Source organism: Fulvivirga sp., from assembly GCF_040218215.1.
Taxonomy (GTDB): domain Bacteria; phylum Bacteroidota; class Bacteroidia; order Cytophagales; family Cyclobacteriaceae; genus Fulvivirga.
On record NZ_JAVJQL010000014.1, the window covers coordinates 258,611 to 284,020 of the forward strand.

Annotated in this window: 14 protein-coding genes; 11 read left to right on the forward strand and 3 right to left on the reverse strand. The window is 39.4% G+C overall.

From position 1 onward, the window contains the following. Positions 1 to 3: 3 nt before the first annotated feature. Complete coding sequence (locus tag RIB54_RS09880) at positions 4 to 12,405, reverse strand: PKD-like domain-containing protein (protein ID WP_350100766.1); 12,402 nt, start codon at positions 12,403 to 12,405, stop codon at positions 4 to 6. A gap of 276 nt (positions 12,406 to 12,681) precedes the next feature. Here RIB54_RS09880 and pyrG point away from each other — a divergent pair, with 276 nt between their 5' ends. From pyrG to lepB, 7 genes are all read left to right on the forward strand, one after another. Next, positions 12,682 to 14,295, forward strand: coding sequence for a CTP synthase (pyrG, locus tag RIB54_RS09885; protein ID WP_350065815.1), 1,614 nt, complete (start codon positions 12,682 to 12,684; stop codon positions 14,293 to 14,295). Positions 14,296 to 14,315: 20 nt separating this feature from the next. Beyond that, positions 14,316 to 16,112, forward strand: coding sequence for a membrane protein insertase YidC (gene yidC / locus RIB54_RS09890; protein WP_350100767.1), 1,797 nt, complete (start codon positions 14,316 to 14,318; stop codon positions 16,110 to 16,112). A 265-nt stretch (positions 16,113 to 16,377) separates the two neighbouring features. Continuing rightward, positions 16,378 to 17,148, forward strand: a complete 771-nt coding sequence (locus tag RIB54_RS09895) for a ParA family protein (protein ID WP_350065811.1) — start codon at positions 16,378 to 16,380, stop codon at positions 17,146 to 17,148. A gap of 11 nt (positions 17,149 to 17,159) precedes the next feature. After that, positions 17,160 to 18,056, forward strand: a complete 897-nt coding sequence (locus tag RIB54_RS09900) for a ParB/RepB/Spo0J family partition protein (RefSeq protein WP_350065809.1) — start codon at positions 17,160 to 17,162, stop codon at positions 18,054 to 18,056. Further along, on the forward strand, positions 18,057 to 18,668 hold the full coding sequence (locus RIB54_RS09905) for a DUF5683 domain-containing protein (protein WP_350100768.1): 612 nt from the start codon (positions 18,057 to 18,059) through the stop codon (positions 18,666 to 18,668). Continuing rightward, on the forward strand, positions 18,665 to 19,387 hold the full coding sequence (gene dapB, locus RIB54_RS09910) for a 4-hydroxy-tetrahydrodipicolinate reductase (RefSeq protein ID WP_350100770.1): 723 nt from the start codon (positions 18,665 to 18,667) through the stop codon (positions 19,385 to 19,387). Before RIB54_RS09905 ends, dapB begins: the two co-directional genes overlap by 4 nt. Positions 19,388 to 19,446: 59 nt before the next feature. Next, a complete protein-coding gene (lepB, locus tag RIB54_RS09915) occupies positions 19,447 to 20,595 on the forward strand; it encodes a signal peptidase I (protein WP_350100771.1) in 1,149 nt (382 codons plus the stop codon). A 36-nt stretch (positions 20,596 to 20,631) separates the two neighbouring features. On the opposite strand, the gene RIB54_RS09920 is transcribed toward lepB, so the two are convergent. Beyond that, on the reverse strand, positions 20,632 to 21,294 hold the full coding sequence (locus RIB54_RS09920) for a uracil-DNA glycosylase (protein ID WP_350100772.1): 663 nt from the start codon (positions 21,292 to 21,294) through the stop codon (positions 20,632 to 20,634). Between the two features lie 84 nt (positions 21,295 to 21,378). Between RIB54_RS09920 and apaG the strand changes: the two genes are divergently transcribed. The 4 genes from apaG to RIB54_RS09940 all read left to right on the forward strand — a co-directional run bounded on the left by apaG (position 21,379) and on the right by RIB54_RS09940 (position 24,032). Beyond that, a complete protein-coding gene (apaG, locus tag RIB54_RS09925; RefSeq protein WP_350065800.1) occupies positions 21,379 to 21,765 on the forward strand; it encodes a Co2+/Mg2+ efflux facilitator ApaG/CorD in 387 nt (128 codons plus the stop codon). Between the two features lies 1 nt (position 21,766). Then, the gene (locus RIB54_RS09930; protein WP_350100773.1) at positions 21,767 to 22,549 is read left to right on the forward strand and encodes a class I SAM-dependent methyltransferase; all 783 of its coding nucleotides are present in this window, start codon (positions 21,767 to 21,769) and stop codon (positions 22,547 to 22,549) included. Then, positions 22,550 to 23,746: a hypothetical protein gene (locus RIB54_RS09935; protein WP_350100775.1), complete on the forward strand. Its 1,197-nt coding sequence runs from the start codon at positions 22,550 to 22,552 to the stop codon at positions 23,744 to 23,746. A 94-nt stretch (positions 23,747 to 23,840) separates the two neighbouring features. Then, positions 23,841 to 24,032, forward strand: a complete 192-nt coding sequence (locus tag RIB54_RS09940; protein ID WP_350065794.1) for a hypothetical protein — start codon at positions 23,841 to 23,843, stop codon at positions 24,030 to 24,032. Between the two features lie 2 nt (positions 24,033 to 24,034). On the opposite strand, the gene RIB54_RS09945 is transcribed toward RIB54_RS09940, so the two are convergent. After that, positions 24,035 to 25,405 (reverse strand): NAD-dependent succinate-semialdehyde dehydrogenase, encoded by a 1,371-nt coding sequence (locus RIB54_RS09945; RefSeq protein WP_350100776.1) that lies wholly within the window; start codon positions 25,403 to 25,405, stop codon positions 24,035 to 24,037. Between the last annotated feature and the right edge of the window lie 5 nt (positions 25,406 to 25,410).

A 25,410-nucleotide genomic window follows, 5' to 3' on the forward strand; every position in this document is an offset into this window, starting at 1 on the left:
AAGTTATCTAATCAAAGTTACATCTCCAACCCTTGTCGTTCGTTGTCCGCTCGACAATATGAGATCGAGTTTATACACATATACACCTGGCGGCAATAATTGGCCTTTGCTATTGTATCCGTCCCATCCAACACGTTTATTGTCACTAAAGAAGATCAGGTTACCCCATCGATCATAGATATACATCTTAAACTCGGTTACACCATTGGTAATTGGCAAGAATATATCATTTGCCGCATCTCCAGAACCAGGTACACTTGGATCAAACTCTGCACCTCCCGATGGTCCGTTCAAGCTAGGCGTAAAGGCATTAGGGGTTTTTGTAAAGCCACCTTCCTCTACAATTACCGTATCTACAGCAGAATCAACACAACCAAAGTCATTCTTGACATTAAGAGTTACAATATATTCACCTTCCTCTTCATAGAAATGCTCTGGGCTTCTAAACATATTTTCTTGCCCAAAGGAGAAGTCTCCAAAGTCCCATTCATACTCAGAAGCTCTTTGCGATCTATTGGTAGGTCTAAAACCATCATCTGGTATATAAACTACAGTTTGAGTGATTTCGAATATCGCAGATGGCTTGTCAAACACAGTTATTACCAGCTCATCAGTTGCTGTATCCCCATGACCATTGTCACCCTCAACACGAACATTATAAACACCTCTTTCAGTAAATGTAAATGTCGGGTTTGGTGTTCTCAGTGTATTACCATCAATTGTCCATGTTAAGTCCTCAACCACAATATTCTTTGAAAGGCTAAGGTCTTCCCTGAAACTTTCAAAGTTGACTGTAAACGGAGGACAACCTTCTAAAATATCAGCAACACCAACTACTGTAGGCTGTGCTGGCAACACCTCAATAAAGAAGTTCTCAACATCATTACAATTATTTGCGTTTGGTGATTCTACCTGTAATTCAACAGAGTAACCCAGCGTACCAAACTCAGAGGGTGATGTAAATGTATATTGGAAACTCGCTGATATTTCATCATCTAACAAAATATCATCCCCAATTTGCAATTTATAAGTATTGGCAGGCTGGAAATTATTAACAACTATGTCAACAGTCACTGTGCCAGAATTAAAGTCTAATGTCACCGCCTCAGGATTCTTCGATCCATTTATGGTGAAGTCCGCTTCCGCCTGCTCAAATACAATATTTACCTCATCTGAAGGATTAACTACACAATTATAGAAATCTTCCATTTCAACAATTCGGTAAGAAACAGACTCATTAGCTAATATTACGTGTCTAGTCGCCAGATTTTCAAGTATCTCAGTAGTTACAAAACCATCTGCATCTGTTTTCTCCAAGGTCAATTTAAATGGCGCAGAACCTGCCAATTGGAATTCTATAGCCTTGTTATTTCCAATACATAGTATCTCATCTTCAGTCAAGATTTCAGCACTCACTGGAGGACTAACTGTTACAATTACTACTTGTGGCAACCCAGCACAAGGGTCAACATCTGGAGCAGGTTGAATAATTTGAGGAGTAATTGTGTACAATATTGTTCCTGGCGTTGTACCTGTATGAGCAATAACCTGATTAATGGATTCACCATTTACCAAAGTATCTGCTACATACCCTGAAATATCTGGGTTAGTTGATGATGCTTTTACAATGTAAGTCGTATTTGGTGTATTTCCATCCAGCAATATATCTACAGTCTCACCAGCACAAATTGATATTTGGCTTTCATTGATAATAACATCAGGTACAGGATCAATCATCACAGTAATGGTTTCTACCGGCCCAGTACAGCCATTATCTAGCAACAAGAATGGCTCTACAGTATATGTTAAGACTTGTTGAGTAGAAGACGTATTAATCAATGACTGGAATAATGATCCTCCCAGGCCATCAAACTGACCTATAACATTCGGGTTAGAAGATACCGTCCATGCAGCAATAGAATTAGTCACATCTGTTGGCAATGAAATATTGACTATTTCGCCACTACAAATTTGAATGTCATTAATAGATGGAGTTACTGTTGGTCTTGGGTTAATTGTTACTACAAAATCAAATGGTGTACCATCACAATCTCCAGCATCACTACCAACAATTCTTGGTAATAGTGTATATGTAACCGTTTGTGCTGTAGTTATACCTGCCCCTATGTTAATAATATCATTCAATTCATTATTTGGTGCTATAGTAGTTAACGTACCAGACGTACTGAAATCAGTAACAGCTGGATCAGAAGCAACAGCCCCTTGAATAACATATTCGACTGTTCCAGTTCCAGAAGGTATTTTACTTGTAGTTATAAAATTATCCAGATCACCTATCGATTCACCCTCACAAATTGTTACAAAAATTTGATCAAAAGAACCTGTTGGTTCAGGCTCGACAAAAACGCTTACAACTGTTGGTGAACCAGGACACCCACCAAGCAGCTTTGGTGTAATTGAGTACTGCATCTCAGCAACTGTATTTCCTAAGTTCCTTAGATTATCTTCGATTACAAATCCATTACTTAGATTCTGTCTAACAAATGGGGCTCCAGTAACAGAACCGATAGGTGTAGCCTGAACATCAAATGTAACATCTTGTGGGTTGCCACTTTTAGGAATTGTAATAGAAGACACCAGAATTGAAGTGACATCTTCGTTACATATATTCTCGTTTCCGGGTATTACTAAAGTAGGTTCAGGTTCCACCGTTAGAGTAACTATCTCAGCAGGGCCTTCACATGAGTTAAGGCCTTCTATTGGAATTATAGTATAGACTACATCCAGCGAAACACCTAAAGTATTATTTATGTACTGATCGTTTGCTATTTCACTAGGATCAATAGTCAAGGTGTTATCTGCAGTCTGACTAACAATTGTTAATCCTGCTTCAGGAACAACGGATACTATCCTATATTGGGCAGCTGGAGCCCCTGTAGACGCAGATAAAATTATCCCCGATAATTCATCACTACATACTGTAGCATCTAAAGGATCTAAATTAGGCGCAGAGAAAATCGTAATGACCAATGTAAAATTATCTCCGATACAACTTCCATTAACTGGTCTTACAACATAACGAACCTCTTTGGCGCTACTTGTTGTATTAATGAATCTATCGTTAACAATAGCATTTAATGTAAGTCCATTTCCTGTAGTAGTTACCACTGGAGTTAAACCTGTATCTGGAGTTACAGATATCACATCATAGCTAGTGGCTGCTACTGACGTTGGTGCCACACCTAACTGTACATTTAAAGGATCATCGCTACACACCGGAAATGGACTTATAGTAGCATCAAATACTGGTTCTGGATTAATAGAGACTGCAATAACAAATGGCTCTCCTTCACAATCCAATGAGCTAAAAGGTGTTACCGTATAGAATACTGAAACAGGTGCATTAGTTGTATTGGTCCAAGCATCTCCAGCAATTTCAATGGCAGTTTTGTTGATGCCAGAACTGTTTGTGCCTGCACTCTGTATTAGCCCATTTGGATTCACGTTTATGGTATAATATGCAGCTCCAACAGAACTTCCGGCAGTACTCAGGTTTATGCCAGTTAAGTCATCACTACATATAGGGAATGGTCCTGTTAGTGATGGGTCAACCACAGGTTCTGGATCTATTCTAAATCTAATATCAAAACTCTCTCCTGTACAATTTATTGGGGCAGCTCCAATTCTTCTAGGTGTAACCGTGTAAGTAATAAATACTGCTGAAGAAGTGGTATTGATATATGAATCCGCTGGTATTGAAATTGGACCAGTAGCAAACGCCTGACCTGCCAGCGGAGGAACAGCAATCGGATCGCTAGAGGATACAGTGTACATAAATTCACTATTCAATCCATTATTTGTATTGATATTACCCTGCAAATCATAACTGGTAGCTACTCCACTACACACCACTTCATCTAAATCATCGGTACCAATAGGTGCCGGATATACATCAAAAGTTACTTCGAATGGCTCACCGTCACAGCCAATACCTAAAGTATTAACAGGGGTTATTTCGTAAGTAACTGTAATTGCTGAGTTTCCTGAATTAATAAATGTATCAGCTATTGGCTGGATGGTCGCTACCACTCTATTCAAAGAAGCAGGAACTGGTGATAAATCACCTCCTGGATCTACGGCACTTACTGTATATTTATATGTGCCAGCAACACCGTTACCTCCATTATCAATATTATCAGCAAAAATGTCATAATTAATTTGGTCACCACTACACACATCTTCGGCATCAGCAACACCCGCAGGGCCAGGTACTATTTCGAAATTCAAAAGAAAATTCTGACCTTGACAACCAGTTGCAGCGTCAAATGGTGTTACTGTATAGGTAACAATGACAGGATCACCAGAAAGGTTAGTATAGTTATCTGCAATTGGGTCACTGGATGCAGTAATTCTGTCCAAGGTTCCAGGTGTTGGAACAGCTACTTCATCATCACTCTGTACTGTATAAGTAAATTCACTAGCTATAGTATTAGAAATAGCGTCCTGTATATTAAAGGCAACAAGTGAAGTTGCTCCTCCACAGACCTGCCTATCTTGATCAGCACCTACTGGTTCTGGAAGGATATCAAATTTCAGCGTAAACTGGTCACCTTGACAACCATTTGGAGTGTCTGCATAAGGTGTAACTACATAGGTGATGGTCTTTGTTGAACTAGTTTGATTTACATAACTGAAGTCAATTCCAGCACTACTTCTTATTGTCCTATTAGGCTGTAACACTAATGAGCCACTAACGGTAAATGTAAATTCACTATCAACTTCATTGCCACCGCTACCAGTATCATCAATATTACCTTGTAAATCATAAATTAAATGACTCGAACCATCAAAATCACTGCATATCTCTATTGGTACGGGTTCATCAAATCCTACTGGATCAGATTCAATAGTAAACTGCACGATAAATGGATCACCTTCACAATTACTACCAGCAAGGGCATATGGTATAACAGTGTAAGTTATTACTGCATCGGTTCCAGTTTTATTAATATACGTATGATTAATAGGGCTAACAGATTTATTAGCCGGTATTCTATCAGCTTCAGGGACAACACCAGCGTTATCACTTGAGACAGTATATGAAAACAAGCTCAAAACACTATTACCCCCATTAAAAGTGTCATTAATATTTTGTGTTTGGAAGTTGTATTGTATGGTGTTACTGCATTGAACAGAAATAAAATCATCAAACCCTACTGGTTCTGACTGTACTGTTACCGTATGGGTAAACGATTGTGCCGGTACGCCCGCACAGCCTTCTGGATCGGAGGTCGGGAAGATTGTATATACTACATCTATCGAAGCGCCTGTCACATTTGTTAACGTCTCTGATAAACTACTGCCATTAGGGATGGGTGCTGGTGCTACCCCACCTGTTACTGCCCCATAGACCGCACTCCATGTAAAGGAACTTGGTACTCCATTGCCGCCAACTGCATCTATATTGTTCGTTTGAGGATTGATGCTAAAGCTCGTCCCTGAACAAATTGTCTCTGTGGTATTGATGCCTACTGGCTCTGGGTCTACTGTTACCGTATGGGTAAAAGATTGTGCCGGTACGCCCGCACAGCCTTCCGGGTCTGATGTCGGGAAGATTGTATACACTACATCTATCGAAGCGCCTGTTACATTCGTTAATGTCTCTGATAAACTACTGCCATTAGGGATGGGTGCTGGTGCTACCCCGCCTGTTACCGCGCCATATACCGCACTCCATGTAAAGGAACTTGGTACTCCATTGCCGCCAACTGCATCTATATTGTTCGTTTGAGGATTGATGCTGAAACTTTCGCCTGAACAGATCGTCTCTGTGGTATTGATGCCTACCGGCTCTGGGTCTACCGTTACCGTATGGGTAAAGGATTGGGCTGGTACGCCCGCACAACCCTCTGGATCTGATGTCGGGAAGATTGTATACACTACATCTATAGAAGCTCCTGTTACATTCGTTAACGTCTCTGATAACAATCCGCCATTGGGGATGGGTGCTGGCGCTACCCCGCCTGTTACTGCACCATAGACCGCACTCCACGTAAACGAACTTGGTACGCCATTGCCTGCTCCTGCATCTATATTGTTCGTTTGAGGATTGATGCTAAAACTCGTCCCTGAACATATCGTCTCTGTCGTATTGATGCCTACCGGCTCTGGGTTTACTGTGATTACTACATTTTCTATGGTACCATCGCATGCCACTCCACTTGTAGCGGTTACCACATAAGTTACATCAAATGGTGCACCTGTAGTATTCGTAAGGACATCTGTGATGTGCAAAGTGCCAGCCGCTCCCATAGCTATTCCAGCCTGTGATGTTGCAGGACCTATTCCATCTGGATCTGCCCAACTAAATACTGTACCTGCTGGTAGGTTCAATGGTGATAATAATATCTCATAATTAACATTTTCGCCACTGCAAATTTCTTTCGTCTGGGCAGGTATTATTACAGGCTCTGGATTTACAGTAATCACTACATCTACCGCTGGTAAGGTTGTACAGTTTAATCCGCCATCCACCGTTGGGGTGACACTATACGTAGCCGTGATGCTTGCTCCTGTTGTATTGGTCAATACATCAGTAATGGTCAATGCATTTGATTCAGGTACATCTGTTCCAATACTTCCCTGAGCTGGGCCAGCCGACATGGTTGGAAGTCCCCATGTGTATTCGGTGTTCAATGGTAAGCCTGCTGGCGTTAGGTTGACATGGTAATCTACATTGTCCCCACTACAGATCGTCTTCACCTGTAAAGGTACGATCACTGGCTGCGGCTCTACTGTTACTGTAATTGTTTGACCAACTCCTTCACAAGCAGGTGATACTGGAAGTTCATTTTCAGTAGGCGTAACTATATACTGAACAATACCGGAAGATCCTGAAACATTGGTAATTTGATCTGTTAAATTTCCTACACCTGTTTGATTTAAAACAACACCCGAAACATTCGCAGCTACATTTGTGACCCTCCAGTTAAAAGTAATTGGATTTACAGGAGCAACACCGCCAACTGTAGCGGTAAAATTGATATTAGAAGATGGGGAATCACCACTACAAATAGTTGTACTATTTGCGGAGGTCATTACCGGAACATCATTGAGGAATACATTCACTGATACTGGCGCTCCAGCACAGAGGTTTGAGTTCGACTCAGTAACTCTCACAAATGGTGGTGGCGCAGTTGAAGTACCCCAATTCACAGTAATAGATGCGAAATTACCACTTGACGGCCCTACTATGGAACCACCTTGAACTTCCCAAACGTAGTTTGAGCCAACTTGCGCTCCTCCAACTAATGAATATGTGACCCCTGTCTCTCCCTTACAAACTTGTGTTTCAGGAGCATCAAAAACTAGTGGTGGTGGTGCTCCTGTAACATTAACTGTAGTAGTAGCATCAGGCCCCAAGCATCCATCTATTGTTTCTGAAGCAACTATATCAAATGTTCCTGCATTAGGAAACCTTAAAAGAAGTAAAAAAGATGCTTGAGTAACTGTATAAGAATCTGTAACCGTGAAAGTTGTGCCATCAAAAACCTCGAAGTTAGTGCCGTTTCCATCTATTTCCCAGTTATATACATGAGTAGTGCCAAAGACATTAGTCGCTGGATCTAACTGATATATCCTAACTTGTGAGGGACTTGTACACTGGATAGTACTACCATTAATAGAATTTGCCGCTGGTAAAGGAGAAGTAACAAATGCTACTTCCTGAAAATTGGCACAAGCGTTGGCATCTTCAGCTCTTGCAAATACAGAACTCCCCCCAAAAGCTGTAAAATTACCAACCTGACCTACAGCTGCTCCGGCAGCAATTTGATTAGAACCTGCTTGAGCATCTGCTAAAGTTGGAAACCACGTTATTGTTGTAGTCCCACTTATTTGTGCATTATAAGCATCTAAATCAACACCTGCATGTGACCCTGACCCCTGTACATCCTCACAGAAAGTCCGACTCGCTATTGTTGGTTCAGTTACTGCTGGCAGTGGATATACAGTAAATGTGATTTCACTATCACTGGTACAAGTTGTATTTAGAGACGGATCAGTATCTGTGACTGTGATATAAACAACCTCACCATCACTTATATCAACATCCGTTGGATCAAGAATAAGGTCAGTAGCTATATTTCTTGATGCATCGTCAAAATATGCAATTGAACGATTTGCAGAACCAACAATTCCTGTGATCGCATCAGAATAAAGTGCAATTGTCAAATCAACTCCAGTAACTTCTAAAGGATTGCCAAATGTCTCATCACAAAGTTCAGGAGTTATGTCATTTGCGGTAGGGAGAGGATTTCTTTGTACATCAACTGTTTGCGTAGATGGCGCACAAGATCCTAAAGCGCTTGATACCGACCAAGTCAGTGTAGTTATTCCAACAGGAAGGCCACTGACCGTAGCGTTTTCATCATGGATATCGTCAAACGTCAGAATTGTGCCTGCAGCGTCAGTTAAACTAACATTATCAAAAGATAAAAATTCTGCATTGGCATTGTTAAGCACCTTAACTCGGATAACTACATTGGTACCTCCACCTGTTGGAATAGTTCCTGAAATTGGTGATGTTCCGAAATTACCAGTGACCTGACCCACCATCTGCTCAGCATTGGCATCAATTTGATACCACAATTGTATGTAATCTGTTCCTTCATGATCACCAACTTCAATGGCATCTATTGAAATATCAAAATTAGCAATGGCTGAAATATCAATAGGCTCTGAATTCCATATACCTTCCCCATTCAGGTCATTTGCCTCAAAAGCATTAGATCGTACTTCAAAATGATCTGTTGGACCATCAAAGGCAGTAGCAGAAATATCACGAGACCAACCAAAAGTTCCTAAGCTTTGATAGGTTCCATCAGAAAAACCATTAAAATCTTCATAAAACAAAAGCCCTGGAAAAGTCCACGTTCCTGTACCTCCATTATCGGCAGCAATTGCTCCAAGAAGCAACTCATCTGTACATGTTTCTAATAAAGTTACATCATTGTCTAAATCAGCATCTGCGGCAGTTGGCAACAAATCTTGAATGTGTTCAACATCCAACGTGTTAACGCTATGACAATTAGTTGGTGCAGTATTACTCTCAATTACCGTAATATAAGTTTGAGTAGCATTGCTATTTGGTGTGAAAGTTTCTTCATTTGAACCTCCCGTTACTCCTATCGCAGGGGTATTGGTCAATTCATCTGTATATGCAGTATACCAACGCACTACAAAACCTGCTCCAGGATCATCAACTGAAATTGTCGCTCCTGTTGGATCTGAAGAACACGCAGTTGCACCAATAGGACCGGTGGGATCAGCTGGTCGTGGGTTTATAATAATGTCTCTAGCGTCAGGAAGGCCGGTCGCATTACAGTTTGTAGTAATATTAACAATTGAAGTAATTTCGAAGGTATAAGTACCAGGAGTAGTACCCAATTGAGTCACATAATCAGGATTAATCGTGAATTCTCCAGAAGCATCTGTAGTAGTGGATAATATTTGATCTGAACCTCCATTTATATTATAAGTAATTTCATAATCTTGTATCAAATCAGGTGCTAAATCTACGGTCAATGTTGGTGCAACTGTTGCCAAGTCATCATCACATACAGGTGAGCCGGGAACAAAAAATTCTATACTTGGAGGCAAAGTAGGACTTATGGTAACAGAAGCAACTCCACCCAGAGAAGTCGCTGAGCAAACATTATCATCAACTAATGAAATTATCTCATAATCGGTATCCTGAGCCGGATTTGGAGATACAATTGTAAATATATTGGTTGTGTGCCCTGAGATAGGTGTGTCTACAATAATATTAGCCCCGCCTGGATCGGTAATTGTTCTTAAAACGAAATCATAGTTTGGGGTGCCGGTAAATGTCCAGACAATATTTGGTGCAGCAGTACCAGCACAAACAGATCCACCTCCTGATACTGTAGCAGTGGGTAATGGGTCTACTAAAATTTCAATTTCATTACTAAAAGTGGTTGGACATACACCTGATATAACCTGCCTCCTATAATACATTGTGGAAGTTAGAACAGGCGGATCATAAGTCGATAAATTATTTACACCTGCAGCTGCAACAAAACCAACCCCTCCACCAGTGGTAGACTCCTGCCACGTGATGTTATATGTAACCCCATCACCACCACTAGGAGGAGTAGTTTCCCCTAAAATTGATGGATCATCCCCGGCACATATATTTTGAGGGTTGTTAACAACTCCTGGATCTACTATCTGATCCATTGTAACTTCTACAACATTGGATACTGCCGAACCAGGGGCGCAAACTCCTGAAAATACCAATCTTCTATAAAATGTAGTGTTTGTTAAAACTGGGGGATTATAAGTTACTTGATCGTTTGTTCCAGAAGCAGCGGCATATGGCCCACCAAAGCTATTCGATTGTTGCCATAAATAGGTGAATATGCCATTTCCCCCTGATGCTGGTGCAATACTTGTTAATGCAGCTGGGTCACTACCAGTACATAAAGTTTGAGGATTACCAATGGCACCTGCAGTAACTGGTTGATCGACTGAAAATTCAATGACATTTGAAAAAACATCAGCACACTGCCCGGATCTTACCCTTCTTCTATACCAAGTTGTGGTGGCTAGAGCCGGTGGGTCGTAAGTAGGCTGATCATTTATACCAGACGCAGCAGCGAATCCCGCAACTGCTGAGGTTGTGGAAGATTGCCATTGATAGGTAAATATGCCACCAGGTCCACCTCCTGAACCAGGAGTAGTACTCGTAAATGCCGGAGGGTTATCTCCTGTACAAATTGATATTGGTGTAGCACCAGATGGATGAGAGATTGTACCTGCAGTATTAAGAGCATCTATTTGAATAGTAATTTCAGCTGGTGGGCTAGTACAATTTATACCTCCAGGATCTGTTTGTGTTACATATCTTGTGAATATTGTACTAGTAGCCACATTTTTGTTAATTCTGAATCCGGCCGGCCCTTGAGTCACTGGGTTAAACGTGTTGTCATTATTAGGGCCTTGTAATACTTGAGTTAAAGCAGCATCAGCATACCAGGTATAGTTAGCTCCAGCTACACCATTGGCAGTTATTGTAAATGAGCCATTACCGGCAGATTCGCACTCTACCGGATTGTTCACAGTAGGAGCATCAGGAGAAGTAACTACAATAATTTCATCAGTTATCTCTCTGGCATTCATTCCCACAGCATCGCCTAACCCATCATAAGTATTACAAAAATTCCAATATTGAATAGTAATGTTGAAAGTTCTGCCAGCATCTCCTATTAGTGTGGGTGTTGAAGTAGTAATGGTCTCTAACGTCCCTGCTGGTCCGGCAACAGGAGCAGGAAAATTGACTACCCCAAATGCATCTGGTGTTCCCAAAGCATTAGGTATTGTAGGGATAAAACCTCCTGGGATTAACAAGTTTCCAGAAGCATCTGTAATTTGAGTACCCAGCACCTCTACATTTCTTATGGTATTACCAGGAACATGAGGAAAACCATAAATTACCCTTATGTTCCTATCTCTGGAATTTAAAGTAAATGGTGCCGGAGCAGCAGCTAAATCAATACAATTTAAATCAGAAATATCGTCAAATGACATATTGACAAAATCCCCCTCACACACTTGGTCTGTAAAGGCAACAGTAGGCTGCGATGCAAGTGCCCCATCGCCTTCTCCTGCTCCATCGGTATTATAAGAAGAATAAACAACATTTTGATTGGCATCGGCAATTGCACACAAAATAGCAGGTGCATTATACAGGCGAAGTCTTGTAGCCGAAGAATAACCACAAACATTTTCATTGGCAGGATAACTATAACCAGTTAAACTGTGATCAACTGTAACAAAAAATTGATTAGCTGCTGGATTACCTCCGGCATCAGACTCATATGTGCCAATTTCCGTAAATGTATTTCCAGCATCCCCCCAAAATACTCTACTTCCAATTGCCCCTACATTCCAGTTGCTAGAGTTTCTTAACCTAGCCGTCACAACAAAAGTCATTCTTGTTTGTGGTGATACTGGTGCACAGACATCCGTTGCAACATTGTTTCCAACCCAACTAAAATCATCACATACCTGAATCCAATTATTCTGAGAATTTAAATTTACGATGTTATTAATAGCAGCATCCCCCGCAAAATTTACAACTACACTTTCACCAATACCGATGGCAGGTGTAAATGAGATTGTCACCACGTTCGATCCAGGCGCGCCAATTACGCTACTTATTGTGGCAGGCGAGCCACCTACAGTTAAGGCCCAACCAGCCGTATTAGAATATAAAACTCCTAAATTACCATCAAGAGTTACTGCTACCTGATTCTGCAATAAAGATTCATGTCTTGCCTGCGTAGCATTTAATTGCCCAAAACCAACATTTGCAAAACCGAGAAAAACTAAAAAAAGGGTGAGGCGGAGGTATATCTTCATTCTATATAAGAATCAATTTTGACTTAAGTGGGTAAAAATAGCAATTATCTTAGTAATCTATAATCTGTTTAAATAATTATTCTATTTAAATAAAGCCACGGTTAGATATCCGTATCAAAGCTATGGTAACCTGCCAAATAGGCACTTTTTTAGACATTTAAACCAAATTATTTTTTTTAGGAATTAAAACTGGGTCTCACTTAATATTGTCAAGTTATTCCAATACCTTTGCACCCCATAAGTTTAACAGCAAAAAATTCATACCTAAATCAACTTATGGCCACTGCAAAATATATCTTCGTCACAGGTGGTGTGACGTCTTCATTAGGAAAAGGAATAATATCAGCTTCTTTGGGCAAACTTTTGCAAGCCAGAGGTTTTAAGGTAACCATCCAAAAGTTCGATCCTTATATCAATATTGATCCGGGTACGCTAAATCCATATGAACATGGTGAGTGCTTCGTAACAGACGATGGGGCAGAAACCGATCTTGACCTTGGTCATTATGAGCGTTTTCTTAACTCCCCTACTTCACAGGCCAATAATGTGACCACTGGACGCATTTACAATAATGTAATTACCAAAGAGCGCAAAGGCGAATACCTTGGCAAAACAGTTCAGGTAGTACCACACATCACTGATGAGATCAAAAGAAATATCTATCAACTTGGAGAAAGTGGAGATTATGATTTTGTTATTACTGAAATTGGTGGCTGTGTTGGTGATATAGAATCATTGCCATTTATAGAGGCTGTTCGTCAGGTAAAATGGGATGTAGGTACCAACAATTTTCTTGTTATCCATCTTACACTCATTCCATATTTAAGTGCTGCTAAAGAGCTTAAAACAAAACCTACTCAACATTCGGTAAAGCAGCTATTGGAAGCAGGTATTCAGCCTGACATATTGGTTTGCAGGTCTGAAAGACATTTGCCGCAAGATATCAGAAAGAAATTGGCGTTATTCTGCAACGTACATATCAATTCGGTAATTGAGGCGCTTGATGCCGAAACAATTTATGATGTGCCAATTCTTATGCGTAAGGAAAAACTCGCTGAAAGGGTTTTGGCCAAACTTAAGATTAATCATAAAGAAGAGCCTGATCTTGATCAGTGGAAAGCATTTCTGGGTAAGCTTAAAAACCCAACCGATGAAGTAGAAATAGGATTGGTAGGTAAGTATGTAGAACTACCTGATGCTTATAAATCAATAGTGGAGTCTTTTGTGCATGCAGGCGCTGCCAATGAGTGCAAGGTAAACCTTCATTGGATATCTTCTGAAACCATAAATGCAGACAACTGCGAAAATATTTTAAGTCAATATCACGGCATTTTAGTGGCACCGGGATTTGGTGAAAGGGGCGTTCAGGGCAAAATTGAAGCGGTAAGGTATGTTCGTGAGAACAATGTTCCTTTTTTTGGAATTTGCCTCGGTATGCAATGCGCTGTAATTGAATTCGCCAGAAATGTACTAACGTTGCCAAACGCCTCGTCTACAGAGATAGATGCAAAAGCAAAAGATCCGGTAATTGATTTAATGGAAGATCAAAAAAAAGTAACAAATATGGGTGGTACCATGAGGTTAGGTGCTTATCCTTGCAAGCTTAAAAAAGGAAGTAAGGCTTTTAGTGTATATGGAAAGCAAAATATTAGCGAACGCCACAGACACCGTTATGAGTTCAATAATAAATATTTAGAGCGAATGGAAGCTGCGGGAATGAAAGCAACTGGTATTAATCCGGAAACCGGGTTGGTCGAAATTGTCGAGTTGGAAAATCACCCGTGGTTTATAGGCACACAATATCATCCTGAATTAAAAAGTACGGTATTGAACCCTCACCCGCTATTTGTAAAGTTCGTTGAAGCCGCAATTCAAAAAAAGAAATCTTAATCATAAGTAAAATATAAAAAATGGATAAGAACCAAGCTACCGGGTTAATACTCATTTCAGTTATGCTTTTTGGATACTGGATGTTTTTTAAGCCGGATTTACCCGCTCCTGAAGAGACTGCAACCAATACTGAACTGGTTATGCCGAGTGATTCTACAGTTGTAGAGGCTCAGAACACGCCAGCATTGCCGGACTCATTATTAGATGCTGAGCTAGTCAACAAATTTGGAGTATTTGCAGCCGGAGCTAAAGGCGAGTCAACCAAGAAAACTGTTGAAAATGAGACCGTTAAAATCACTTTCGACTCAAAAGGTGGTAAAGTATCAGAAGTAATACTAAAAACTTTCAACTCTAAAGATGGTAATCCTGTAAGGTTGATTACACCAGAAAGCAATGAGTTTAAAACGATCGTTACTTCTTTCGGAAAGACTATAGACCTAAATCAACTTTATTACAGACTAGGAACCAGCACCAGCGGTGACTCAACCATAATTTCATATTCCCTTGACTTAGGTGAAGGTAAATCTGTAAAGCATGTATATAGCATTCCTAGCGCAGGGTACGAAGTAGGCTACAAACTGCAATTCAAAGGTTTAGAAAGTAGTATTACTAAAGAAGAGGTATTGTTCCAGTGGAATGACCATATGATTACTCAGGAGAGTGATGTAAATATGAGCCGTCAGAACTCCACTGTTAACTACTATACCACATCAGGGGAATTTGAAGAACTATCTGAAAGATCTACATCATACGAAGAGGAAGTTATCAGCGAGTCTATCAAATGGACAACTATCAAGCAGAGGTTCTTTTTATCGGCCATAATTGCCAATAAAAGCTTTACTAAAGGAAAGATATCTACCAACGTAGATCCTAACAACCCTGAAGTAGTAAAGTATGCTGAAGTAACATTAAGTCTTCCGTTAAGTGATCTGAACAAGGGTCAGGGCAATTACAGGTTCTATTTCGGGCCTAATGATTACCATATTACAAGTGAAGTAACCGAAGAGTTCTCAAAGAACCTTTTTCTGGGATGGCCTCCTATGCTTTGGGTAAATAAATATGTATTAATTCCATTATTTGATGTTTTAAATGACATTTTAGACAACTATGGATTAATCATCATCATCATAGTATTGATTATCAAATTGGTATTGTCACCGCTTTCGTACAAGTCATATTTATCAATGGCCAAAATGAAAGTTTTGAAACCTGAGCTTGATGAAATTAAAGAAAAACATGGCAGTGACATGGCAAAGGCTCAGTCTGAGCAAATGAAATTATATCAGCAGGTAGGCGTAAATCCTATTAGCGGCTGTATTCCGATGCTATTTCAAATGCCTATTTTGCTTTCCATGTTCTATTTCTTCCCTCAATCTATTGAGTTAAGAGGTGAAAGCTTCTTATGGGCTACGGATTTATCAAGTTATGATTCAATTTTAACACTTCCATTCGAAATACCTTTTTATGGTAGTCATGTTAGTTTGTTTGTGTTGCTTATGACAATCTCAACCATCATGATTACCTACTCTCAGCAGCAGGTGAGCACAGTACAAGGCCCTATGAAATCAATCTCTTATTTCATGCCTGTTATCTTCATGTTTGTGCTAAACTCCTACCCTGCAGCCTTGAGTTTTTATTACTTTATTGCTAACCTGGTTACTTTTGGTCAACAAGCGCTCATAAGAAGGTTTGTGGATGAAGATAAGATCAGAAGGATTTTGGATGAGAATAAAAAGAATGCAGGCAGTAGAAAAAAATCCAAATTTCAGCAGAGATTGGAAGATGCCATGAAAGCTCAGAACAAGAACAAAAAGTAATTTTCTTAGCGATATTAAACTGATTGAAAGGCCCTTATAAATTGGGCCTTTCTTTTTATCAGATTGGTTAAGGGTAACTCTTACATAATTCAATTAAACTTATATCTTTGTAACCCCAATTTGAAAATACTTAGTTTTCAAAGAAGTGGCTTAAAACGCCTTTTTTGAGCAATAAAGCACGATTAAAACCATTTCCTGTGTCATAAATGTTTGAAAACAAAGGATTTGAATTGGTATATAATTTAACCGTAAAAACTAACAGTTAATGACTAAGGTAATAGCCATTGCAAATCAAAAAGGAGGAGTAGGTAAAACAACTACGGCAATAAATTTAGCTGCGAGTTTGGCAGCCCTTGAGTATCGCACTTTAATTGTTGATGCCGACCCTCAGGCTAATTCAACATCAGGGGTTGGGCTCAACCCTCGTGAAGTTGAGCACAGCATTTATGAGTGTATGGTTGATGGTGTAGACGTGTATGATGCTATTACCAAAACGGATATAGAATACTTACATATTCTCCCCTCTCACATAGACCTTGTCGGTGCTGAAGTGGAGATGGTAAATATTGAAAGAAGAGAAGAACGTATGAAAGACTCCCTTAAAAAAGCTAAAAAGGATTACGACTATATAATCATAGACTGTTCCCCTTCGTTAGGACTTATAACTATCAATGCGTTAACTGCTTCAGATTCCGTAATTATCCCGGTTCAGTGCGAATATTTTGCTTTGGAGGGTTTGGGTAAATTGTTGAATACCATAAAAATTATTCAAACAAGGCTTAACAAAGCATTGGAAATTGAGGGTATTCTGTTAACAATGTATGATGTAAGATTGAGGCTGTCTAATCAGGTGGTGGAAGAAGTTCAAACACATTTTAAGAAAATAGTTTTCGATACAATTATTCCCAGAAACATTAAGTTGAGTGAGTCTCCAAGCTTTGGAGTACCTGCTATAGCCCACGATGCTGAAAGTAAAGGTGCCGTAAGTTATTTAAATTTGGCTAAGGAAATTCTAGTCAAAAACGGCAAATCATAATATTAATACCAATGGCCAATAAATCAATAAAAAGAAAAAGTGCGTTAGGAAGAGGACTCGGAGCCTTATTGGAAGATTCTCCTTCGATGGAGAAAAATATTGCCGTTGGTGAAAGTAATCCAGCTGGTTCCATCAACGAGATCAGCCTGGATGAAATAGAGGTAAACCCATTTCAACCAAGAACACATTTTGATCAGGATGCCCTTCAGGAGTTAAGCGAGTCTATTAAAGTTCAGGGCATAATTCAGCCGATCACCGTCAGGAAATTATCCAAGAATAAGTACCAGTTGATCTCCGGGGAAAGAAGGTTTCAAGCTTCCAAGCTAGCAGGACTTACAGCCATACCCGCTTATGTAAGAACTGCAGATGATCAGCAGATGCTAGAAATGGCATTAATTGAAAACATTCAGCGGGAAAACCTTAATGCCATTGAAATTGCCTTGAGTTACCAAAGGCTACTCACTGAATGTGAGCTTAAGCAGGAAGAACTTGGAGACCGTGTGGGCAAAAACAGAACCACGGTAAACAACTATTTAAGGTTATTGAAATTGCCTCCGGCCATTCAGGCTGCTATACGCGATAAAAAAATAACAATGGGCCACGCAAGAGCCCTGATCACAATTGATAGTGTTGATCAGCAACTGGACATTTTCAAAAGAATTCTAAGTCAGGATTTATCAGTCAGAAAGGTAGAAGAACTGGTTCGTTCAGAATATTCTTCAAAAAAACCAGCTGAACCTAAAGAACAAAACGAAGGCGGCAAGGAAATTGCTAATTTGCAACACAAATTAACATCGCATTTTGGCACCAAAGTTCAAATTAAGTCAGATGGTAAAAAAGGTGAGATAAAAATTCCTTTTGTATCCGTTGAAGATTTGAACAGGCTGTTGGAAATTCTTGAAATATAAATGAAAAAGGCATTTCTTCTCACTGGATTAATCCTATTGATATTCTGTTCGGCTCAAGCACAAATAAGCCCTGCAGGAGTTAATACTGACTCTACCAGAAATGATGAGCCCATCCTGGTTGAAAGTGAGGACAATGTTCGCGTTCAAGAAATAGATACCTATGCCGATAAGTTTGTGCCAAGAAGGGCCTCGTTATTAGCGGCTGTGCTGCCAGGTGCAGGTCAAATTTATAATAAGAAGTACTGGAAGTTACCTATTGTTTATGGTGGTTTTATAACCCTGGGATATGTTGCCAGTGTTTACGATAATCAATATAAAGAATTCCGAGGAGAGCTTTTTCAACTATTACAAGACCCTGATTTTACACCCCCATCCGGTGCTACTGAAGAGCAGCTGCGCTCTGCTATAAACAGCACAAGGAGAGATAGGGACTTCTATTTAATATTAATGGGCGTTTTTTATATGATGCAGATATTAGATGCACACATTGATGCACATTTGAAGGAATTTGATTTAAATCCTGATTTAAAAGTTACAATCGACCCCATGTTTGAGCAGCCTGTATATGCAAGGTACAATGCCGGGGTCTCCATAAAACTAAAGTTTAAGTGAGAATACTATTGATTGGCTATGGGAAAATGGGCCACGCCATAGAAGCCATAGCCTTAAAAAGAGGACATCAAATAGCAGGCACCATTGACCGTGACAATGCCAATGACTTACAAAAATTCAATGCATCTAACACAGACGTGGCTATTGAATTTAGCCAGCCTGAATCTGCTTTCGCTAATATTAAATACTGTTTAGAAAACAACATTCCGATATTATCGGGCACAACAGGATGGCTAAATAAAAAAGCTGAAGTTGAAGAGCTGTGTAAAAACAACAATGGCACTTTCTTCTATGCTTCTAACTATAGCATTGGGGTTAACCTGTTTTTTCAACTTAATGAGCAGCTTGCCCGATTAATGGCAGACCAAAGTGAATACAATGTTGATATTGATGAGATTCATCATACGCAAAAGAAAGATGCCCCAAGTGGCACAGCAATAAGTCTCGCTGAAGGCATTATAGATAACAACCCTAATAAGGAAAATTGGCTGCTTGAAAAAGAAAGTGAGAAATCCATTACTATTCATGCACACAGGGTAGAGAATGTGCCAGGCACGCATACTGTAAAATATTCATCACCAATAGACGATATAGAAATCAAGCACACGGCACATTCCAGAGAGGGATTTGCGATGGGTGCAGTTATGGTGAGTGAATGGCTGCCACAGCAAAAAGGTATCTTAAATATGAAAGACTTTTTAGCTAACCTGAAAAAATAATAGACACAAATTGTAAGAAACAATGCTGGTAATATACCAGTAACAAAAAATCAAAATATATGAACTGGAAATTTTGGGAGAAGAAAGAAAAGCCTGAAGTAAAAAAATCAAAGGCCAGAGAGTGGTTAGATGCCATCACCTTCGCAGTTATTGCTGCAACACTTATCAGATGGTTGATAATGGAGGCATTTACTATCCCTACCCCATCAATGGAAAAATCCTTGTTAGTAGGCGATTTTCTTTTTGTAAGTAAGTTCCATTATGGCACCAGAACACCTGCCACACCCTTACAAATACCTTTAACACATCAAAAAATATGGGGCACCGAAATTCCTTCTTATGTAGACTGGATCCAACTGCCACAATATAGACTTCCGGGTTTTACCTCTATCCAGCAAAATGACGTGGTGGTATTTAATGTGCCTCCAAAAAGTCTGAATGAAAACATTGATTACCCTATAGATTTGAAGACAAACTACATTAAACGTTGTGTCGGGCTTCCTGGTGATGTGCTTAAAATCGAAGACAAACAAATATATATCAATGATAAGGCCATTGAAAACCCGGAAGAAATGCAATTCTCGTACCTGGTCTTCTCAAAAAATGCCTTGAGCCAAAGAATTTTAGATGATCAGGATATTACTGACAGTCAGGTTGTAAGCAGGGACGATAATGGCGTGGTTCAGCTCATGTACATCACTTCAGCTCAGGCTGAGACACTTAAAAAACTTCCATTTATCACAGAGGTACGTCCTTCATCCAATAATCCTTACAGACAATTTGAATCGTATCATAAAGGTGAGTTAGATAATGGAATATTCCCTAATGACCCTGAATTATTTTCATGGAATGCAGACTGGTATGGGCCTTTAACCATTCCTAAAGAAGGCGCAACAATAAAAATTGACAGGGCTTCACTTGCAACATACGGAGATGCCATAACCCTGTATGAGCACAATGAAAATGCCGAGATCAAAGATGGCAAACTGTTTATTGATGGTAAAGAAACTGCTGAGTATACATTTAAGCAGAATTATTACTTTATGATGGGTGACAACAGGCACAATTCACTAGACTCGCGTTATTGGGGATTCGTACCTGAGGATCATGTGGTAGGTAAAGGGTTCTTTATCTGGCTGTCCTTAGATCCTAACAAAGGCTTCTTTAGCAGAATACGCTGGAGAAGGTTCTTCAATCTTATAAGATAAGTATAAAGAGGTGATCTAAATAGATTGCCTCTTTTATTACCAGCTTATTGTATCCAAACCTTTTGATTTCAAATAGTCATTAGTTCTGCTAAAAGGTTTGCTACCAAAAAAGCCTCTGTCTGCAGCAAATGGTGAAGGATGAGCAGATTTGATTATCATGTGCTTTTGCGCATCAATCACCTCCCCTTTCTTCTGGGCATATGCTCCCCACAAAATAAAGACTAGGTGCTCCTTCTTATCAGACAACAGCTTGATAACAGCATCTGTAAACTGCTCCCATCCTTTCTTCTGATGTGAGCCTGGTGAGTTTGCCCTTACGGTTAGCGTTGCATTCAACAATAAAACCCCCTGATCAGCCCACCTTTCCAAATTACCAGATTCTGGAATCTCCGTGCCCAGATCATTTCTTATCTCTTTAAAAATATTGATTAATGAAGGTGGTTTCCTTACTCCATCATTTACGGAAAAACATAAGCCATTGCCCTGACCGGGGCCATGATATGGGTCTTGACCAATTATCACCACTTTCACATCTTCAAAGCCACAATGGTCAAACGCACTGAAGATCTGTTTTCCTGGAGGAAATATTGTGTGAGACTTATATTCCTCTTTAATAAATGATACTAAATTCTTAAAATATGCCTTTTCAAACTCTCCATTTAACTTATCCTTCCACGAATCAGCGATTTTTACGTCCATTTAATTTTTTTATTTGGAATTAGATTTAAATTTAAAACTTCTTTAACATCCAATGCGTTTTGTAATAACAAAATAAATTACTCAATGGTAACGGAAATAACAAAAGGTATAAAAGTAAGTGTGGAGACTGAATATCAACCAGCATATTCCAGTCCTAGCCAGTACCATTATGTATTCACTTACAGAGTTACTATTGAAAATCAGAGTGATAACACAATACAGTTATTAAGGCGTCATTGGAACATTCATGATGCGGCACTTATCCCCCGAGAAGTTGAAGGCGAAGGCGTTGTTGGACAGCAGCCCATTTTAGAACCTAGTCAATATCATCAGTATGTATCAGGTTGCAATTTAAAATCTGGTATCGGTAAAATGGGTGGTACTTTTTTGATGGAGAGAATTGTAGATGGTCATAGGTTTAAAGTCACCATACCTGAATTTACCATGATTGCTCCATTCAAATTGAATTAATTTGTCTTTTATTCATCAAACCTTCAGTTACTTTAATTATTGGTTAAACGAGGAAAATGAGCATTCCCTTCATTCTCCATTTATCTATGAGCTTTATAAAAAGGTGATTCTAGATACTAATAGGAAACCTTTATTTCCAGACATTGAGAAGATAAGGGAACAATTTGCGCTAAGTACCAATACCATTGAGGTTGTAGATCTGGGAAGCGGGTCTAATGTTTCTAAAAACAATCAAAGAAAAATCTCTGATATAGCCACTAAAGGTATTTCAAAAAGAAAATTCTCAGAACTATACGAGCGCTTGATCAGGCATTTTGACTACAATATAGTTGTAGAGCTCGGCACTTCTTTAGGGGTTAACACCTTATACCTTTCAAAAAACAAAGATTCAAGGGTTTTTACATTTGAGGGTGACCCTTCTTTAGCCGCTATTGCATCGGCAGTGTTTCAAGGGAATGAGAAAACCAATACTGAAGTTATTGAAGGTAATATTGACCAAACACTGCCCCTTTTTCTTAATAAGTATAAAAAGGTCGATTTTGCCCTAATAGATGCTAATCACACCTACAAGGCTACATTGGCTTATTTTAATTTATTTCTTAGCCATATTTCTGATCATACATGCTTGGTGTTTGATGATATTCATATGAATGGAGAAATGGAAAAGGCCTGGAATGAAATCAAAAGTCACTATCAGGTTACAGTTACTATTGATCTGTTTCAGGTTGGTCTAGTGTTTTTCAATCCTGAAATAAGGAAGCAGGACTTTATTTTGACTTTTTAGTTGAGACGCAGTTTAATCATAACTTCACTTAGCCTCCTCACAGCTTTCTTTTTGTTGTTCATTTTACCTAATCTCATAAACTCAAGAGAGCGTTATCATTTTTCTTCTGAATACAGAATAAAACAAGCCGATGCGTTGTTTAACAATCACGATTCAGATTCAATAAACACATCCATTTCTAAGTTTTACGATCGCAATTCAATTGCAACTACCCTTTTTGGTAATCATTACAGGGAACTTTGGAGTAAGGAAATACAGCTTCCTGTGTTTACCGGACTCGATACATTGCAATTTCACAAAGTAGGTGGCGGCCAGCAGACAACCAGCATTGAAATGAAGGCTCCTAACCACAAGCACTACTCGTTTAGGTCAATTGACAAGGACCAGTCCAGGGTATTGCCCAACTGGCTAATTAATTCTGCATTAAGGCCACTTTTAAGGGATCAAACTTCTGCACTTAATCCATATGCAGCCCCAGTAGTGGCAAGCCTTTCAGAATCTCTTAATATCCTTCACACCAACCCTGCTATCTACATACTCCCTTACTATTCTCAGGTTCATGACAGTATAAAGCTTCACTTGCCTGGTGCAGCAGTAATTTTTGAAGAAGAATTGGATTCAAAATGGAAGGGCAGCAAAGCCTTTTTTGAGCCTGCAGATGTCATTAACACGGATGAGATGCTTAGTGCAATTCAAAATGCAACCATAAGGCTTGATACCCTTGAGTATTTAAAATGCAGGATTTTTGATATCTTAATCAGCGACTGGGACAGACACGCGGGGCAATGGAAGTGGTTGGTATACGATACTCTTGATCATCAAATAATCAGACCCTTTCCTATTGATAGGGATATGGCCTTTTGCAGGTTTAATGATGGGTGGGTCAACACGGTAGTTGTAAATACAACAAACAAATTCAAGTCTTTCCGAAAAGGAGAGGCAAGTGTGAATGATGCCGCTAAAAAAGTGACCGATCTGGACATGCTGTTATTAAAAGGTATGAGCCAGAAAAGTTTTAAAAATGTTACTACAGAAATCAAAAAAGCCCTTTCCGAACCTGTCATAGACCAGGCTATGACGGAATACCCTCCTGAAATTCATAAGGAAATTGCCAGTGAACAAAAGGCTACTTTGATCGATCGTCTTGACCATCTGGAAAGTGCTTCAACAGAACTCTATAACAATATCAATAATTAACTTTCAATTACAGATATAACCTTAAGCAAAATACCCATCAATCGGTATTGATGCTGCACCATTACCTCAATATCTTTATTAAAATATTAAGCATATGTTTTTTCAAAACAGAAATATAAAGGTGATTGAATCTGTAATTGATTATTACGAAGGCAATATCGACCATATTCCTTATTCCGTATCTGACATTGTAAAGGCACTTGAGTATACTAAAAGGTTTAGGAGTGACTACCCTGACGAAGTTATTGAAAAATTAAAAATGGTAAGAACTATACTTAAAAGTTAGTATTACTTTATATAAACTGTCTTAATGTTCACAAACTCCTTAATACCATAAGCACTTAGTTCTCTGCCATAGCCACTACCTTTTACTCCCCCAAAAGGTAATCTGGGATCAGACTTCACAAAGTCATTAACAAAACAGCATCCTGCTTCAATTTCATCTTTAGCAATATACTCACCCCGCTTCAGGTCTTTGGTGAAAACTGCTGCACCTAATCCAAAAAAGCTGTCATTAGCTATTTCAATAGCTTCTTTCTCATTGCTGGCTTCTATAATAGAGGCCACCGGACCAAATAATTCTTCATGATAAGCTGGTGAACCCCATTTAACATCTGTAAGTATGGTTGGCGGGTAGAATGCTCCTTCACTATTATGATCAATAACACCACCTAAAATACAGTTGGCACCCATTTCCTTGCTCTTTGTCACTTGATCGTGGAGCTCATCACGCAAATCCATTCTTGCCATCGGCCCCAGATCTGTTCTTTTATCTAAAGGGTCCCCCACTACTCGTTCTGACATATACTTTGAAAGTAGCTTTTCAAACTCAGCTTTCACTTCCTTAACCACAATAAAGCGTTTGGCAGAAATACAACTCTGCCCATTATTTATCAATCGACTTGTAGCACATGTTTTAGCCGCTAATTCCAAATCGGCATCTTCTAAAATTATATATGGGTCACTACCACCTAATTCCAGAACAGTTTTCTTAATCTGACTGCCGGCTATGGCAGCTACAGACTTACCAGCGGGCGTACTACCTGTAAGGGTTACTGCCTTAACTTTTTCATTTTTTATCACCTCAGCCACCTGATTGGACGGAATAATAAGTGTTCTGAAAATATTTTTCGGGAAACCTGCTTTTTGAAAAGCTTTCTCAATAGCAATGGCGCACCCACTCACATTAGAGGCATGCTTTAATACCCCTGCATTACCAGCCATTAAAGCAGGTGCTGCAAATCTCATGACTTGCCAGAAGGGAAAATTCCAAGGCATAACAGCCAAAACAATACCAATAGGTTTGTAAGATATGAAGCTATTGGAAGCTTCAGTGTCAACTTTATGATCCTTTAAGAATTCTTTAGCATTATCAGCATAATAATCACAAACCCAGGCGCATTTTTCAATTTCAGACTCCCCATCTTTCAGCACCTTACCCATTTCCAGTGTCATTAATTCTGCATAAGATGCTTTGTTTTCCCTCAAAACTTCCGCGGCTTTATGCATTAATTGACTTCTCTCATCAAAAGAGGTCTTGCGCCAATTTTTCCAGTCGAGGTCTGACTCATCAATGATATGTTTCACTTCTTTAGAGGTCATTGCCTTGTAAGTGGCAACGCTTTCTCCATTAGCAGGATTGATTGATTCGATATTCATTATTT

Excerpts from the sequence above, each read along its gene's own strand:
- RIB54_RS09880 (WP_350100766.1), bottom strand. The coding sequence starts at position 12,405 with ATGAAGATATACCTCCGCCTCACCCTTTTTTTAGTTTTTCTCGGTTTT.
- pyrG (WP_350065815.1), top strand. The coding sequence starts at position 12,682 with ATGGCCACTGCAAAATATATCTTCGTCACAGGTGGTGTGACGTCTTCA.
- yidC (WP_350100767.1), top strand. The coding sequence starts at position 14,316 with ATGGATAAGAACCAAGCTACCGGGTTAATACTCATTTCAGTTATGCTT.
- RIB54_RS09895 (WP_350065811.1), top strand. The coding sequence starts at position 16,378 with ATGACTAAGGTAATAGCCATTGCAAATCAAAAAGGAGGAGTAGGTAAA.
- RIB54_RS09900 (WP_350065809.1), top strand. The coding sequence starts at position 17,160 with ATGGCCAATAAATCAATAAAAAGAAAAAGTGCGTTAGGAAGAGGACTC.
- RIB54_RS09905 (WP_350100768.1), top strand. The coding sequence starts at position 18,057 with ATGAAAAAGGCATTTCTTCTCACTGGATTAATCCTATTGATATTCTGT.
- lepB (WP_350100771.1), top strand. The coding sequence starts at position 19,447 with ATGAACTGGAAATTTTGGGAGAAGAAAGAAAAGCCTGAAGTAAAAAAA.
- RIB54_RS09920 (WP_350100772.1), bottom strand. The coding sequence starts at position 21,294 with ATGGACGTAAAAATCGCTGATTCGTGGAAGGATAAGTTAAATGGAGAG.
- apaG (WP_350065800.1), top strand. The coding sequence starts at position 21,379 with ATGGTAACGGAAATAACAAAAGGTATAAAAGTAAGTGTGGAGACTGAA.
- RIB54_RS09940 (WP_350065794.1), top strand. The coding sequence starts at position 23,841 with ATGTTTTTTCAAAACAGAAATATAAAGGTGATTGAATCTGTAATTGAT.
- RIB54_RS09945 (WP_350100776.1), bottom strand. The coding sequence starts at position 25,405 with ATGAATATCGAATCAATCAATCCTGCTAATGGAGAAAGCGTTGCCACT.